The sequence below is a fragment of the Nonomuraea sp. NPDC051298 genome (assembly GCF_055586305.1).
Map to the genome: position 1 here is coordinate 95,016 of NZ_JBVJIM010000028.1, position 16,142 is coordinate 111,157.

Genomic DNA, 16,142 nt, shown 5'->3' on the forward strand with positions numbered 1-16,142 from the left:
GGGAAGCGCCGATCCCGGCGTCGTGATCCGACGCCGGGATCGGCCCGGCCGGCCGATGGCCGCCTCGCTCGGCGTCAGCCGGCCGCCGCGAACTGGCCCACCCAGTACGCCGTCCGGTCCAGATACGCGGTCTGGGCCGAGGCGCCGGTACGCCCGTACGCGCCTTCGTAACTCTGGTAGCCCGTCCGCGCGACCGCCGGCTCGATCACGCTGCCCTCGTGCCACTCGTTGAACGACGTGATCGACACCCACGTCGGCCGCGTCTGCAGGGCGTTGGACCACTCCCTGTCGTAGGTGGCGCCGTTGTCCCTGGCGAGGGTGGGCGTGGTGTTGCCGGGCACCGCCCGGTCGTCGATGTAGCCGGGCCCCACGGACGGGGCCCACACCAGCCCGTGCTGGCGCGCGTAGTCCGCGGCCTGCTGCCAGCCCGGCGCGGTGGCACCGGCGATCGCGTCGTAGGTGTACATGCCGTTGAAGTTCGCGATCTTCGTGGTGTCGGTGGTCTGGGCCAGGATGACGTTGTCCTGGTTCACCTGGCTCAGCGCCGACCAGTCGGTGATGCGCAGGCTCTCGAAGACGTAGAAGGCGTCGCTGAAGGCGGCGTGCGTCCCGTACGTCTGGTTGATGTAGCGGACGTCCTCCACGGTGGAGGCGGCGCTGCGGCCGGAGTAGGGCTCCAGGTGCCAGGCGACCTTGAGCCCCTCCTTCGCCGCCGCGTCCAGCACGCCGCGGGCCAGGCCGTCCTCGTAGCTGCCGCGGCCCCACCAGCTCAGCACCAGCACCCCGGCGCCCGACTGCCTGATCCACTTCATGTGCTGGGTCACGGCGCCGGCGAAGTCGCCGGAGTCGTACGCGCCGAGCACCGGGTAGAGGTCGGCGCCGATGTCGTCGGGAGGGGTGCGCCCGCCCTGCTGCCAGTGCCGCCAGGCCCCGTTGACCTGCGGCGCGCCGTACCAGGGGTAGTAGAAGACGTGCACCTTGTCCGACAGCGGCGGGCCGCCGGTCGTCCCGCTCTCCAGGGTGATGGTGTCGACGTCGAAGAGGTTGCCGGCGCCGCCGGTGAAGACGAGGAAGAGCGGTCCGGTGGCGGAGCCGGTCAGCGTGGTGGAGACGTCCTGGAAGTTCTCCCAGCCGCCCGTGACCGGCACGGTGACCGAGCCGAGCAGGGTGCCGGTGGCCGACCCGGAACGCACCTGGATCGTGCCGCCCGCTCCCCCGGACGAGACGCGGGCGCCGAAGCGCGTCGCGCCCGCCGTGCTGACCTGGGAGTAGCCCGCCCAGTCGCCGTTGTCGACGTAGCCGAGCGTCCGGCCCCCGCTGGCGGGCGCGTGCGTGGCGATCTGCACCCCGGAGTTCGAGGTGTACGACTCGCCCTCGACGGTGACGCTGCCCGCGCCCAACTGCTTGAGCCGGATGTTGCGGAAGGCGACCTGGTCGGAGGCCCCGTGGTTCTGGATGCCGACGTGGCCCTGGCGCAGCGAGCGCCTCGGGTCGGTGTTGGTGAAGTCGTTGACCTTCACGCCGTTCAGCAGGACCTGCAGCCGTTCGCCCTCGACCAGCAGCTCGTAGGTGTTCCAGGCGCCGGGCGGGTTGAGCGCGGCGTCGCGGGCGGCCTGGTCGGCGGCCTTGAAGCCGTAGATCGAGCCGGTCGTCCGGTCGGGGGCGTCGGTGGCGTCGATCTGCACCTCGTAGCCGTTGTCCACGGCCGACTGCGGGTCGGAGGAGGCGGGGAAGCCGACGAAGACGCCGGAGTTGCTGTCACCGGTCACCCTGAAGTCCAGCTTCAGCGAGTACGCCCCCAGCTCCCGCGCGGAGTACCACAGCAGGCCCATCCCGCCCTGCGAGGTCAGCGTGGCGTCGGCGTTGGCGAAGCTGCCCGGCCCGGCCTGTGACCACCCGCTGGTGGAGCCGTTGAACAGCGCGGTGTAGCCGGTCTCCGGCCGGCAGTCGGCCTTGGCCGTGCCCGCGGCGTACCTGATGCCGCCGAGCAGCAGGTTGCGGAAGGCGGGGTCGGCGTACGACTCGGCGGTGTGGCCGAGCCCGGTGTAGAAGGCCCGCCCCTGGACCTGGGGGTGGCACCAGGTGATGGGGTGGTCGCCCATGTCGCCGCCGCTGTAGCTGCCCTCGTCGAGACTCTGCAGCACGCGCACCGACGGGCGGGGGTTGGTGCGGTAGTTGTACCACTCGTCGGTACGCGTCCACGACGACCCGAGGTGGGCGGTCGCCGGGTGGGCGCGGTCCTCGGTGCGCACGGTGGCCTGCTGGATGGCCGGGTGGCTCTTGAAGTACGCCCCGGCCAGTTTCTCGTAGTACGGCCAGCCGTACTCGGTGTCGGCGGCGGCGTGCACGCCCACGTACCCGCCGCCCCCGTCCACGTACGCCTGGAAGGCCGTCTGCTGGGCGTCGTTGAGCACGTCGCCGGTGGTGTTGAGGAAGACGACGGCCTCGTAGCCGGACAGGTTCGCGGCGGTGAAGGCGCCGGCGTCCTCGGTCGCGGTCACGGTGAAGGCGTTGGCCGCGCCCAGATCGCGGATGGCCTGGAGGCCCGCCGGGATCGAGTCGTGGCGGAACCCGGCGGTCTTGGAGAACACCAGGACCTCGTAGGCCAGGTTCACGGATGGGGCGGTCAGTCCGGCCGCCACGAGCACGAGGCTCAGGAGTTTGTGTAGCATCGCCGCCTACCTGGTGATCGTGAAGGTGTCGATGTCGAAGAGGGTGCCCGCGCCGCCGGTGAAGACGAGGAAGAGCGGTCCGGTGCCGGAGCCGGTCAGTGCGGTGGAGACGTCCTGGAAGTTCTCCCAGCCGCCCGTGACCGGCACGGTGACCGAGCCGAGCAGGGTGCCGGTGGCCGACCCGGAACGCACCTGGATCGTGCCGCCCGCCCCGCCCGAGGAGATGCGGGCGGCGAACGTCTTCGCGCCCGCCGTGTCGACGTGCGCGTAGCCCGCCCAGTCGCCGTTGTCGACGTAGCCGAGCGTCCGGCCCCCGCTGGCGGGCGCGTGCGTGGCGATCTGCACCCCGGAGTTCGAGGTGTACGACTCGCCCTCGGTGGTCGTGCCCTGCGGGGTCCCGGTGGTGAAGGTGAAGGCGTCCACGTCGAGCAGGTTGCCCTGTCCCGACACGCCCTTGAAGACCAGGAACAGCTTGGTCGTCCCGGCGGGGACGTTGCTCAGGGCGGCGGAGACGTCGGTGAAGGTGTCCCAGCCTCCGGTGTTGGCCACCGTGAGCGTGCCCAGCAGCGTCCCGGTCGCCGACCCGGCCCGCGCCTCGATCGTCCCGCCGGGGCCGCCGGACGAGACCCGCGCGGTCAGCCGGGTGGCTCCGGCCAGCGCGTAGGGCTCGAAGGAGATCCAGTCGCCGTTGTCGGTGAAGCCGACGGTCGCGCCGCCCTCCGCCCCGCCGTGGTTGGCGACCTGGATGCCCTGCTGCGCGCCGAAGTGCTCGGCCTGGCGGTGCGCCGGCTGCAGGACGCGGAGGCTGTGGCCGGTCAGCCCGCCGTTGTCGGTGTACTCGGCGTCGTACACGCCGTAGAGGTTGGCCGCCGCGTCGTGCTCGCCGTCGGTCGGGATGGTGATCGAGCCCGAGCAGCCGTTCTGCGAGGTGATCGCGTGGGTGTGGCTGTCGTGGCCCACCAGGTACGTCACCTTGACGCGGGCGCAGTCGACGGTCCCGTCCTCGGGGTCGGTGACCGTGACGGTGAAGGGCACGGCCTGCCCGTAGGAGAAGAGCCGGCCGTCGGTCGGCGCGGTGAGCGTCACGGTGGGCGCGGTGTTGCCGACGGTGACGACCAGGCTGGCGGTGCCGGTCAGGCCCTGCGGGTCGCGTACGGTCAGGGTCGGCCGGAAGGTGCCGTTCGCGGTGTAGGTGTGGGTTGGGTTGGCCTGCGTGGAGGTGCCGCCGTCGCCGAAGTTCCACGCGTAGGTGAGCGCGCCGCCCTCGGGGTCGGAGCTGCCCGCGGCGGAGAAGGCCACGGTCAGCGGCGCCTGCCCGGAGGTCTTGTCGGCGGTGGCCTTGGCGACGGGGTTGCGGTTGGCGCCGCCGAGGTACTCGATCCGGTACAGCGCCTGGTTGCCGCCGCCCGTGCCGTAGTCCAGCACGTACAGGGCGCCGTCGGGGCCGAACTCCCCGTCGATGACCTGCGTGCCGGTCCACGGGAAGCTCTCGATCACGCCGGGCGTGCCGTCGCTCTTGACCTCGATCGCTTTGATCCACCGGCGGCCGAACTCCATGGCGAAGTAGCGGCCGTCGAGCGACTGCGGGAACTTGACCGTCGAGGACGAGTTCGCGTCGTAGCGGTAGACGTCGCCGCCCATGGGCGACTCCGAGCCGCCGCCGAACTCCGGGGGCGAGCCGGCGTCGCCGTACTTGATCCAGCTCGGCTTGGCGGCGGGCAGCTTGGCGAGGCCCGTGTTGCGGAAGGAGTTGTTCGTCGGGCCGCCCGCGCAGTCGTACTTCGCGCCGGAGGGGCCGCTGGGGAAGGTGTACTCGACGTACGTCTCGGCGACGGTGTTCGTGCCGGTGCAGTACGGCCAGCCGTAGTTGCCAGGGGCGGTGATGCGGTCGAACTCCACCTGGCCGCCGGGGCCCCGGCCGGCGTCGGCGCCGCCCGCGTCGGGGCCGTAGTCGCCCAGGTAGACCGTGCCCGTCGGCTTGTCGACCGCCAGGCGGAAGGGGTTGCGGAAGCCCATGGCGTAGATCTCGGGCCGGGTCCCGGCCGTGCCGGGCGGGAAGAGGTTGCCCGCCGGGACGGTGTAGGTCCCGTCGGCCTGCGGCTTGATGCGCAGCAGCTTGCCGCGCAGGTCGTTGGTGTTGCCCGAGGAGCGCTGGGCGTCGAACTGCGGGTTGCGGTTGGTGCGCTCGTCGATCGGGGTGAAGCCGCTGGACTCGAACGGGTTGGTGTCGTCGCCGGTGGTCAGGTACAGGTTGCCGGCGGCGTCGAAGTCGATGTCACCGCCCACGTGGCAGCACTGGCCCCGGTCGTTGGGCACCTCCAGCACGACCTTCTCGCTGGCCAGGTCTAGGGTGTTGTCGGCCTTGAGCGTGAAGCGCGACAGGTTGAGGTGACCCTTCCAGGGCGCGAAGTCGGCCTCGGTGCCGGTCGCGGGGGCGTCTCCGGCCGGGGTGCTCAGCTTGGGCGAGTAGTACAGGTAGACGAAGCGGTTGGCGGCGAAGCCGGGATCCGCGGCGATGCCCTGCAGCCCCTCCTCGTCGTGGGTGTAGACGTCGAGCTTGCCCGCCACCTTTGTCGCGCCGGAGGCGTCGGTGTGGCGGACGGTGCCGTCGCGGGCGGTGTGCAGCACCGACCTGTCCGGCAGGACCGCGAGCGACATGGGCTCGCCCAGCTCGGACGGCCCGAGGGCGAGCTGGACCTGCTGATAGTCACCGGGTGGGATGTCCATCGCCGCGGCACCGGTGAACACCAGCGACGCCGCGACGAGCAGCCTCGACCACACAGACATGGGCTTCCTTTCCTGACCGGGGGGACGTCAGGCAAGGCGCGCGCCGACCGCGCTTTGCTGTGGAGGGCTGGAGGGTGCTTGCTCCAGGTTGCGCTTGACGATTTGGGAGGAAGTTTCGGAGATGTAACCGCGCTCAAGGAGATGCTTACCGCGCTGTAATGTGGCTGTCAAGACACGTGTCTTCAGCGGGTGAAGAGTCAGGAAACGACGAAGATCCGCAAAATCTCGATCGTTCTATGTAATTCTCTGGTTGGATCGCTCCAAGCCCTTGCGCGGGCGGGGCTCCCGGCATTTAATCCAGACTCACGCCCGCCTGGCACCGACGGAGAGACGCGGCGGTCTCTGCCGCCGACAACGGAGCCGCCGCAGTGGGTGCCGTCCCATCGGCCAGGCGGGCGGAACCCCACCGCGCCTCCCCACCGCACGTGGCCTTTCGCGCCGAACTTACAGTCGCTGTACTCAGCTTGACACCTTCGCCTCTCACCCGGCATGCTGCCGTTACAAATCGATTTGCGTCATCGTTGGGGAGTACATGACCGACTATCCGCGGCGGGTGCTGGTGACGGGGGCGGCCGGCGGCCTCGGCCGGGCCACCCTCGACCTCCTCGCGCGCCATCAGGTGGCGGCGACCGGGCTCGACCTGCGCGACCCCGGCGGCCTGCCGCTCGACCGCATGGTGGTGGGCAGCGCGGGCGATCCGGAGGCCGTGCGCCGGGCGATGGAGGGCGTGACGGCCGTGATCCACCTCGCCGCGATCCCCGCCCCCTCGCTGGGGACGCCCGAGGAGGTGTTCTGCGGCAACACGCGGGCCACGTTCGTGGTGCTGGAGGAGGCCGCGCGGGCGGGCGTGCGGCGCGCCGCCCTCGCCAGCAGCATGTCGGCCCTCGGGCTGGCCTGGGCGGACAGGGTGCTGCACCCCGCCTACGTGCCCATCGACGAGGAGATCCCGCTGCAGGTCGAGGACCCGTACGCGCTGTCCAAGCAGGCCGACGAGCTGACCGCGGCGATGATGAGCCGCAGGCACGGCATGACGACCGTCGCGCTGCGCTACCCCCGGCTGGGCGGCACGGAGGACAAGCTCCAGCAGACGGCGGAGGCGTGGGCCGTCGACCCGGGCACGGGGGCCAGGGAGCTGTGGTGCTACCTCGACGTACGCGACGCCGCGCGGGCGGCGTGGCTGGCCGTCACGCGCCCGATCGAGGGTCACCACGTGGTGACCGTCACCGCCCCCAACACACTGGTGTCCGAACCGACCGAGGAGTTGCTGGCCGTGTTCCATCCCGACAGCGAGCGGCGAGCCCCACTGCCCGACCGCGCCGTGCCCGTCGACCTGCGCGCCGCCGAGCGGGTGCTGGGCTTCACCGCCGAATACGTGCTGCCATGACGAGCCACGACACCGACGCCCCCGCGACCGATCCCAAGACGGACGACCCCAAGACGGACGGCCCCCTGACCGGCCGGCGGGCGGCCACTCCCCCGACCGGCCCGATGGCGGAGACGCAGGCGCCCTGGCCCGCCCGCGACGGCCTGCGCATCACCCGCGTCCGGCCCATCGTCACCGCGCCCGAGGGCCCGCCCCTGGTCGTGGTGAAGATCGAGACCAGCGAGCCGGGCCTGTACGGCCTGGGCTGCGCCACGTTCACGCAGCGCTTCCACGCCGTGGCCGCCGCCGTCGAGCGGCACGTGGCGCCCATGCTGGTCGGCCGCCACCCCGCCGACATCGAGGACATCATCCGGATGATCCACCTGTCGTCGTACTGGCGTGACGGGCCGGTGCTGAACAACGCGCTGTCCGGCGTGGACATGGCCCTCTGGGACCTCGCGGGCAAACGCGCGAACATGCCGGTTTACGAGCTGCTCGGCGGCCGGGTACGCGCCGCGGCCGACACCTACCTGCACGCGGGCGGCGCCACGGTGGAGGACACCATCGAGCAGGCCCGCGCGATCCTGGCCGCGGGTCACCGCCACGTCAGGCTGCAGACCGGGGCGCCCGGCCTCGGGCACTACGGCGCCCCCGGCACCCCGAACGGCTACCCCGGCCACCCCTATCCCGACGGCTGGGACGTCCAGCGCTACCTGCGCGAGACCCCCCGGCTGTTCGAGCGGGCCCGCGAGGAGCTGGGGGACGAGCCCGGTCTCCTGCACGACGTGCACTCCAGGCTCACGGTCAAGCAGGCGATCGGGCTGGCGCGGGCGCTGGAGCCGTACCGGCTGTTCTTCCTGGAGGACCCGATCGCGCCCGAGTTCTACGACCGGCTCCCCGAGGTGCGGCAGGCCGCGCCGATGCCGATCGCGGCCGGTGAGCAGATCGGCTCCGTCGCCGAGGCGGCCCGCGTGGTGCTGCGGGGCGGGGTCGACCTGCTGCGGCTGCACGTCTCCTCGATCGGCGGCCTCACCCCGGCGCGCAAACTGGTGGCGTTGTGCGAGCTGACGGGGGTCGGCACGGCCTGGCACGCGCCCGCGGACGTCTCCCCCGTCGGCGCGGCGGCCAACCTCGCGCTCGACGTAACGACGCCGGCGTTCCAGATCCAGGAGGGGCACGTCTACCCGGACGCGGTGCTGGAGACGTTCCCCGGGACGATCAATCCCAGGCAGGGCTACCTCTACCCCCACGACGCGCCCGGCTGGGGCGTCGACCTGGACGAGAGGGCGGCGGCCAAGCACCCACCGGCCACCCACCTGCACGAACGGTGGGCCGCCCGGGTCCGCAGGCCGGACGGAGGGCTGGAGGCGCCCTGAGATCAAAGTTCAGCGACTGAAAGGATTATGCCGATGTAATATCTCGGCATGCCGACCCCGCAGCCACCGGCCGCCCAGCCGCCAAGCCGGCCGTCGGCCCGCCAGCCCGCCCAGCAGCCCGCCCAGCAGCCCGCCCAGCAGTCGGGCCAGCAGTCGGCCCAGCAGGAGCAACCACCGGCCAGGCGCGAGCGGAAGAAGGCCGAGACCCGGCGGGCCATCGCGGACGCCGCGCTGCGCCTGTTCGCGCTGCGCGGCTTCGACGCGGTGACGGTGAACGAGGTCGCCGAGGCGGCCGACGTGTCGGCCAAGACCGTGTTCAACCACTTCCCCGCCAAGGAGCAGCTCTTCTACGAGCACGAGCCGCTGCTGGCGGGCGACCCCGCCGAGGCGGTGCGGGGCAGGCCGGGCGGGCAGGTGGCGCTCGCCCTGGGCCGCCTGCTGCGCGCCGAGCCCGCCGGGGACCTGGCGCTCTTCGGCCGGGTCTACCGCGGCAGCCAGACCCTGCGCGCCCACGGCCGCGAGCTGTTCGCGGCGCGCGAGCGCGCGCTGGCCGAGACGCTGGCGGAGGAGGCGGAGGAGGCCGACGGCCTGCGTCCGCGCATCCTGGCCGCGGCGGCGCTCGGGCCGCTGCGGCAGGTGTGGGAGTCGATCCTGCTGGAGTCGGCCGAGCGGGTGCCGCCCGCCGAGGCCGTCGCGCGGGGGGTGCGCACGCTGGAGGAGGCGTACGCCGTGCTGAGCGGCGCGTTCGAGGGCTTCCTCCAGGGGCGCCGGGCCCCGGCCGGGCCCGGCGGGGTGCCGATCTTCGACGAGCCGCCGCGCGCGGCCAGGGGCGAGCGGCCGAGCATCAGGCGGGTCGCCGACCTGGCCGGGGTGAGCGCGACGACCGTCTCCCACACGCTCAACGGCCGCCGCCCCGTGGCCGAGCAGACGCGGCGGCGGGTGCTGCGAGCCATCGAGGAGCTGGGCTACCGTCCCAACGTGCTCGCCCGCGGCCTGCGCACCAGCCGCAGCCAGACCGTCGGGCTGATCATCCCCGACATCACCAACCCGTTCTACCCGGCGCTCGCCCGCGGCCTGCAGGACGTGCTCGCCCCCGCCGGCTACGACCAGATCATCAGCAACACCGACGGCGTGCGCGGCATCGAGCAGACCGCGATCGAGCAGATGATCGCCCGACAGGTCGACGGGCTGGCCTTCGCCGTGTTCCACACCCACGCCGAGGACCTGCGGCCGGTCATCGAGGCCGGCATCCCGGTGGTGCGGCTCGGCGGCAGGCTGGTCCAGCAGGGCGTCGACCTGGTCCACAGCGACGACGAGGGCGGCGCGGCCGAGGCCACCCGCTATCTGCTCGGCTGCGGCTACCGCAGGATCGCGTTCGTGTGCGGCCCGGCGGCCGAGGGTCCCGCGGCCGAGCGCGTCACCGGTTACCGCGCGGCCCTCGCGGACGCGGGCGTGCCCGGCAGCGAGGCGCTCGTGGCGCACACCGGCTTCAGCCGCACGGGCGGCGCGGAGGGCGTGGCCCGGCTGATGGAGCTCGCGCGGCCGCCCGACGCGGTGCTGTGCGCCAACGACGTCATGGCGATCGGCGCCCTCGACGTGGCGGCGCGGCTGGGCCTGCGCGTCCCGGAGGACCTGGCCGTGATGGGCTTCGACGACATCGACGCGGCCGGTCTGGTCTCCCCCGGCCTGACCACGATGGCCAACCCGGCCCGCGAGATCGGCCAGGCCACGGCCATGCGGCTGCTCGAACGGCTGCGCGGCGCCATCGACGAGCCGTCGACCGAGCTGATCGTCCCCGCGCGCCTGGTACGCCGCGAGTCCGCCTGAGACGCCGCGATACACCGCAATACGCCGCACGCCCGCCTGGGACGGCTCATCCGCCGGTCGCCGTCTGAGGCGCTCCGTCCGCCGCACACCCGTCTGAGGCGCTTCCTGCGGCGCGAGCCCGCCTGAGGCGGGACCCTTGACACGGCTTACGTTGCGTGTAGATTTCGGAATCATCTTAACGATTTGCGCATCGGCCCCGACCAGCCGCGGAGGGCGTGGGGCCGTCCCCCCATGGAGCCCCGGAAGGACGCCATGATCGCAAAACGTCGGAACCTCGCCCTCGTCCTCGTCCTGGTGGCCCTGGCCTGGCTGCCGCAGGCGACCCCGGCCGCCGCCGCGAAGCTGTCCGGCAACGTGCACCTGTTCTACTACCCCTGGTACGGCACGCCCGCCGGCACCGGCGAGTGGCGCCATTGGCAGCAGGGCGGCCACACCCCGCCCGACGACCTCGGCGCCGACCTCCACCCCGCCCTCGGCGCGTACGACTCCGGCGACGCCCGGGTCCTGGCCCAGCACATGAAGTGGGTCGCGCGCACCGGCGCGGGAGTGATCGTCTATAGCTGGTGGGGCCAGGGCGGTTTCGAGGACGGCCTGGCCAGGCGGGTCATGGACGCCGCCGCCGCGAAGGGCGTCAAGGTGGCCTGGCACCTGGAGCCGTACGCGGGCCGCACCGCCGCCTCCACCGTCGACGACATCCGCTACCTGCACCGCGAGTACGGCTCCCACCCGGCCTTCGCCAACATCTTCTACGTGTTCTGGAGCCTGCAGATCGCCGACTGGTCCGCGCTCGACGCGGTCAACCAGGACAACGTCATCCTCGCCCAGACCACCGACACCACGAAGATCGCCCACTTCGGCGGCATGTACACCTACGACGGCATCGCCGGGGCCACCGCTCCCGGCTGGCGGCAGGCCGGCGAGTACGCCAAGGCGAACGGCCTGATCTGGGCGCCGTCGGTCGCCCCCGGCTACATCGACGACCGCGCCGTACCGGGGAACACCACCCCGACGGTCACCCGCGACGACGGCGCCGCCTACGACCGGCAGTGGAACAACGCCCTCGACCCGGCCATCGGCGGCTCGCCGACCTGGGTCTCCGTGACCTCGTTCAACGAGTGGCACGAGGGCTCGGTCATCGAGCCCGCCGACGGCACCCCGCCCGCGGGCCACGGCTACCAGACCTTCCAGGGCGCCTACGGCAAGCGGGGCAAGGCCGCCGAGACGGCCTACCTGGACCGGACGCGGCACTGGGTCCAGAAGTTCGAGAGCGTGCGCTAGGCGTACGGAAGGGAAGGTCCGATGACAACGACGCGCAAGCGCGCGCTCGGCCTGGCCGCGGCGCTGGTGCTGGGACTGGCCGCCTGCTCGGGCGCGGGCGGCGGTGGCGGCGGAGGTGGCGGCGGGGGTAGCGGAGGCGGCCAGGAGCAGTCCGGGCAGTCGTTACGCATGTGGACGTTCAAGAAGTCGCACGCCGACGCGCTGAACAAGGCGGCGGCGCAGTTCACCGCCAAGACGGGCATCGCCGTCACGGTCGAGGCGATCACCCCCGACGACGTGTTCGTCAGCAAGGTGCAGAGCGCGGCGCAGACCGGCGGGCTGCCGGACGTGCTGGAGGTGCACTCGTCCGGCGAGGACTTCGAGATGGGCACGTCCGGCCTGCTGCAGGACCTCGCCGCGGACGTCACCGACCCCTGGAAGCAACGCCTGCTGCCCACCACGCGGGAGAGCGGCGTCCTGACCCAGCGGAAGATCGACTCGGTGGCGATCGACTCGCCGATCAAGAACGGCAAGGCCGGGCAGCGCTACAGCGTGCCGTTCACGGCGGGCGCCTTCGGCATCGTCTACGCCAACAAGGACAAGCTCCGGGCCGCCGGGCTCGATCCCGACACCCCGCCCGCGTCGTGGGAGGAGTTCCTGAAGGCGCTGGAGACCACGACCGCCAAGAACCAGGGCGGGCTGTCGCTGGGGCTGAAGGTCTCCCAGACCGGCTTCAACTGGGTCTACCTGCCGCTCGCCTTCGCCCATCTCGGCGCGGAGCGCTACCACGCGCTGTTCGGCAAGGGCACCGCGCAGGGGTTCGCGTCGCCGGACGGGGTCAGGACGCTGGAGGCGTACGCGGGGCTGACGCCGTACTGGATGCCCGGCGCCACGACGCTCGGCATCGACGAGGCCGACATCGCCTTCGCGCAGGGCAAGTCGGCCTTCGCCGTGGGCGGCACGTTCACGCTGGCCTTCCTCGCCCAGAACGGGCTGAGCCCCGACAAGGTGCTCGCCTTCCCCGTCCCGCCGTCGGCGCAGGGCACGCACAAGCAGATCTCGCTGGCGCCGCTCGCGCTGACCGGGCTCGGCGTGACGGCCACGACGAAGAACCGCGAGGCCGCGCTCAAGTGGATCGACTGGGTGACCTCGGCCGAGGGCGCGGGCCTGGTGGCCAAGGAGTCGCTCGACCTGCCCTCCACCGACCTCGGCGCGCAGGCCGAGTCGCTGCTCGGCAAGGACCTGGCCGCGCTGCAGAAGTACTTCACCGGGCCGCAGGAGAGCGCGTACGTGGCGGCCGACGACACCTTCCTCCCCTCCGACTGGGACCAGGTCAAGCCCGGTGACGTGAGCGTACGCCTGACGCCGCTGGCCGAGCTGAGCCCGCAGCAGGCGGGCACGGAACTGGACAAGGTGGTGGCCTCGATGTGGAAGGCCACCCAGTGAGCACCACCTCCGTCGAACGCCCCGCGGAGCGGCTGCGGAACCGGCCGCCCGCGGGGGCGCGGGGGGAGCGCTGGCGGCGCTGGGGGATCGGATGGGCGTTCGTCGCGCCCGCGGTCGCGCTGTTCCTGCTGATGGGCGGGTACACGATCGCCAGCGGGTTTCTGCTGAGCTTCGCCAGGTGGAACGGCTTCACCCCCGACTGGCGCTGGGTCGGCCTCGGGAACTACGCCGACCTGCTCTACGCGGACCCGTCGCTCGCCGCCGACCTGCGCCGGGCCGCGGGGAACACGGTGCAGGTCATGGTCGCCGTACCGGTGCTGACCGTGGTGGTGTCGCTGCCGCTGGCGATGATGCTGAACTCCGTCACGCGGCTGCGCGCCGTCCTGCGCTCGGTGTACTTCCTGCCGTACGTGACCACCGGCATCGCCGTCTACTACGCCTGGCGTTACGTGCTGGAGCCCGACGGGGCGATCAACCTGATGCTGGGCTCGCTGGGGCTGGGCAGCCTGCGGCAGCCCCAGGGGTTCCTCGGCAATCCGGACACCGCGCTGCCGACGTTGATCGTCGTCCTGGTGTGGTCGAGCGTGCCGGTCGCCACGCTGCTCTACCTCAGCGGGCTCCAGGCCATCAACGGCAGTCTCATCGAGGCCGCGCGGATCGACGGGGCCGGGTCGTGGCACGTGCTGCGGCACATCATCTGGCCGCTGCTGCGGCCGATCACAGTGGCCATCGTGCTGCTGGGGATCCGCGACACGCTGCACGGGTTCCAGATCTTCCTCGTGGCCACCAACGGGGGTCCCGGGGGGCACACCGACGTGTTCGGGCTGATGGCGTACCGGCTGGCGTTCATGAAGGGGCTGGCGCCGTCGCTCGGGCACGCGAGCGCGCTGGGCTGGCTGCTGTTCGCCGGAGCCGTCCTGCTGACCCTGGCCAACGCCCGCCTGCTCCGGAGGGTCCAGTGAGGCGTTTCGCGTACGCGGGGCTGATCGCCTATGCGCTGATCAGCGTGTACCCGTTCCTCTGGATGGTGTCGGGGGCGTTCAAGACCCCCGCCGAGATCCTCGAAGGCAACCTGCTGCCGCGCGAGCCCACCCTCGACACGCTCGTCGCGACCTGGAACCGGCTGCACTTCCTCGACTACTTCCTCAACAGCCTCCAGGTCACGGCGCTGACCGTGGCCGGGGTGCTGGTGGTCTACAGCCTGGCCTCCTACGCCTTCGCCATGCTGGACTTCCCCGGCCGCAGGTTCCTGTACTGGTTCTTCGTCGCGCTGCTGTTCGTGCCGGGCATCACGATGCTGCTGCCGGTGGTGATCCTGGAGAAGAACCTCGGGCTGCTGGGCACCCATCTCGGCCTGGTGCTGCCGTTCGTCAACGGCACCGCGCCGCTGACGGTGCTGCTGCTGACCAGCAGCTACGCCGCCATCCCGCGCGAGCTGCGGGAGGCCGCCAGGTCGGACGGCGCGGGCGAGGCGCGGATCTTCTGGTCGGTGTACCTGCCGCTCACCAAACCGGCGCACGTCACCGTCGCCGTGCTGACGGCGGTGCCGACGTGGAACGAGTACGTGCTGACGCGGGTGTCGCTCTCCGACCGGTCGCGGTTCACGTTGCCGCTGGGCCTGGAGTCGCTCATCGCCAGCGAGGTGCCACACTACAACGAGGTGATGGCCGCCTCGCTGATCATCGTGCTCCCGGTGATCGCGCTCTTCCTGCTCCTGCAGCGGTACTTCGTCAACGGGCTGGTGGGGGCGATCAAGGGCTGAGCACGGCCGGTCTCAGGCGGCGTGCGCCGCGCGGATCTCGGTGAACAGCCGGAGCGTCACCCTGCGCGGCCGGCGCCAGGCCAGCGCGGGCAGGCGCAGGCCCCAGGAGCAGAACGTCCCCTCGAGGACGACCTTCACGTACGCGGGATCGCCGGGGATCTCGGCGCACAGGACGGACACGGCGGTCTGCACCTCCTGCCGCCCGAGTCGCAGCGACGCGGTCGCGCCGGTCTCCAGGTTCGCCGACTCCCACCGCAACATGGGCACCGGCGTCCCGGCACCGCGCGAAGACAGCGGCAGCAACAGCGAGAATCCCGCCAGCGAGCCGTTCGGGCGCAGGAAGAAGCCGCCGCTGCTGAGTCGCGGCGCGTACAGGACGCGCGTGCCCCCGCGGGTGTCCACGGACAGGGTCACCTCGGTGGCGTCCAGCGCGATCCGCCACGAGCGGGGGTCGGTGTAGAAGGAGATCGCCATGCTTTCACCTCGCCGGTTCGAGAACGTGTCCCGTATGTCCTCTATGACGAGATCCGGCCCTCAGGTGTGACGCCCGGCGGGCCGGGATCCGGGTCAGAAGTCGAAATGGTGGAAGTCGGCGGCCCTGGCCTCCTTCTCCGTGCAGAAGAACGGCCCGTGCAACGGCGTCACCGCGTAGCCCTCGTCCCCGGGGACGTCGTAGCTCATGGCGGCGGCCAGACCGGTGGCGACGACGGGCAGAGCGCCGCACCTGACCACGTGGTACGGATAACGCGTCATCGTGCCTATCCCCGGCGTGACGAACGCGATCGCGTACACGGCCACGGCCGCCACCAGCGCGCGCAGCCAGTCCGGCCGGAAGCGCAGCAGGGCGAGCAGGACCAGGCCCACGAGAAAGGCGAGCACGAACAGCACCAGGTACGGCACCGCGAAATGCCCCCACGACCGCCCCCGCAACGCGACGATCACCGCGACCAAGCCCAGCGCAGGCAGTCCGGCGACGAACACGGCCAGCCACGCGCTTGCCCGCTGAAATGGCCTCATACGTGGTGTGATGATCGGCTTCGCAGGTTGGTTCCCAAGCCCGACCAACCGGCTCCTGTCCGGTTCAGCCGACGTAGTGGAACTCCGGCGGCGGATGCATCAGAAAGTCGTGGTGGGAGATGTTCCAGGCGTAGGCCCCCGCCATGGCGAACCGTACGACGTCACCGCGCGCGAGCCGGACCGGCACGCCGCGCGCGAGCGTGTCTTTGGGCGTACAGAGCTGCCCGACGATGGTGATCGGCTCGCCGGGCTCGGTAATGACGACGGGCTGATCGTGTCCCTTGGTCGCAGGTGTGCGGATGTGGTGGGTACCGCCGGTGACGATGGCGAACAGTTCGCCGTGTACCCGCTTGACGTCGATGACCTGCGCGACGTATTCACCGCAGTAGACGGTGATCGATCTGCCGGGTTCAACGCGCAAGGTCTCGCCCGGGAGTCGGAGTTCGCGCAAGCCTTCACCGTAGGTCTTCCAGTCGAACCGCTGATCGGGGTTGGCGTAGGAAACGGCCATGCCACCACCGAGATTGATCTCGGTGACACCTAGATGATTGATGCCAAGGCATAGCTGCGGAGATAGGGCGAGGGTGCCCATGCTCGATGTGTGACGAAAGAGTTAGACACCCTCGCAACTGCAC

General features: G+C 71.6%; 12 protein-coding genes. 7 read left to right on the forward strand and 5 right to left on the reverse strand.

Features of this window, described 5'->3' with window-relative positions:
* Positions 1–74: 74 nt before the first annotated feature.
* Both ACZ6S0_RS45080 and ACZ6S0_RS45085 read right to left on the reverse strand, forming a co-directional pair.
* Positions 75–2,672, reverse strand: a complete 2,598-nt coding sequence (locus ACZ6S0_RS45080; RefSeq protein ID WP_465925772.1) for a ThuA domain-containing protein — start codon at positions 2,670–2,672, stop codon at positions 75–77.
* Positions 2,673–2,678: 6 nt separating this feature from the next.
* Complete coding sequence (locus tag ACZ6S0_RS45085; RefSeq protein ID WP_465925775.1) at positions 2,679–5,459, reverse strand: carbohydrate-binding protein; 2,781 nt, start codon at positions 5,457–5,459, stop codon at positions 2,679–2,681.
* Positions 5,460–5,991: 532 nt separating this feature from the next.
* Here ACZ6S0_RS45085 and ACZ6S0_RS45090 point away from each other — a divergent pair.
* The 7 genes from ACZ6S0_RS45090 to ACZ6S0_RS45120 all read left to right on the forward strand — a co-directional run bounded on the left by ACZ6S0_RS45090 (position 5,992) and on the right by ACZ6S0_RS45120 (position 14,490).
* Entirely contained in the window at positions 5,992–6,843 is an 852-nt protein-coding gene (locus ACZ6S0_RS45090) for an NAD-dependent epimerase/dehydratase family protein (protein ID WP_465925777.1), read from the forward strand.
* Positions 6,840–8,198, forward strand: coding sequence for an enolase C-terminal domain-like protein (locus tag ACZ6S0_RS45095; protein ID WP_465925779.1), 1,359 nt, complete (start codon positions 6,840–6,842; stop codon positions 8,196–8,198). The genes ACZ6S0_RS45090 and ACZ6S0_RS45095 overlap by 4 nt, the downstream gene beginning before the upstream one ends.
* A gap of 48 nt (positions 8,199–8,246) precedes the next feature.
* Complete coding sequence (locus ACZ6S0_RS45100) at positions 8,247–10,025, forward strand: substrate-binding domain-containing protein (protein ID WP_465925781.1); 1,779 nt, start codon at positions 8,247–8,249, stop codon at positions 10,023–10,025.
* A gap of 252 nt (positions 10,026–10,277) precedes the next feature.
* Positions 10,278–11,303 (forward strand): glycoside hydrolase family 71/99 protein, encoded by a 1,026-nt coding sequence (locus ACZ6S0_RS45105; RefSeq protein ID WP_465925783.1) that lies wholly within the window; start codon positions 10,278–10,280, stop codon positions 11,301–11,303.
* A 21-nt stretch (positions 11,304–11,324) separates the two neighbouring features.
* Complete coding sequence (locus ACZ6S0_RS45110; RefSeq protein WP_465925785.1) at positions 11,325–12,728, forward strand: ABC transporter substrate-binding protein; 1,404 nt, start codon at positions 11,325–11,327, stop codon at positions 12,726–12,728.
* Positions 12,725–13,690, forward strand: a complete 966-nt coding sequence (locus ACZ6S0_RS45115) for a carbohydrate ABC transporter permease (protein WP_465925787.1) — start codon at positions 12,725–12,727, stop codon at positions 13,688–13,690. The genes ACZ6S0_RS45110 and ACZ6S0_RS45115 overlap by 4 nt, the downstream gene beginning before the upstream one ends.
* A complete protein-coding gene (locus ACZ6S0_RS45120) occupies positions 13,687–14,490 on the forward strand; it encodes a carbohydrate ABC transporter permease (protein WP_465925789.1) in 804 nt (267 codons plus the stop codon). The genes ACZ6S0_RS45115 and ACZ6S0_RS45120 overlap by 4 nt, the downstream gene beginning before the upstream one ends.
* Before the next feature lie 12 nt (positions 14,491–14,502).
* On the opposite strand, the gene ACZ6S0_RS45125 is transcribed toward ACZ6S0_RS45120, so the two are convergent.
* The 3 genes from ACZ6S0_RS45125 to ACZ6S0_RS45135 all read right to left on the reverse strand — a co-directional run bounded on the left by ACZ6S0_RS45125 (position 14,503) and on the right by ACZ6S0_RS45135 (position 16,099).
* Positions 14,503–14,964, reverse strand: a complete 462-nt coding sequence (locus ACZ6S0_RS45125; protein WP_465925791.1) for a hypothetical protein — start codon at positions 14,962–14,964, stop codon at positions 14,503–14,505.
* A 93-nt stretch (positions 14,965–15,057) separates the two neighbouring features.
* Positions 15,058–15,507: a hypothetical protein gene (locus ACZ6S0_RS45130; protein ID WP_465925793.1), complete on the reverse strand. Its 450-nt coding sequence runs from the start codon at positions 15,505–15,507 to the stop codon at positions 15,058–15,060.
* A 64-nt stretch (positions 15,508–15,571) separates the two neighbouring features.
* Positions 15,572–16,099 carry a type III PLP-dependent enzyme domain-containing protein gene (locus ACZ6S0_RS45135; RefSeq protein WP_465925795.1) on the reverse strand — a complete coding sequence of 176 codons (528 nt, stop codon included), beginning with the start codon at positions 16,097–16,099 and terminating at the stop codon, positions 15,572–15,574.
* Positions 16,100–16,142 lie beyond the last annotated feature (43 nt).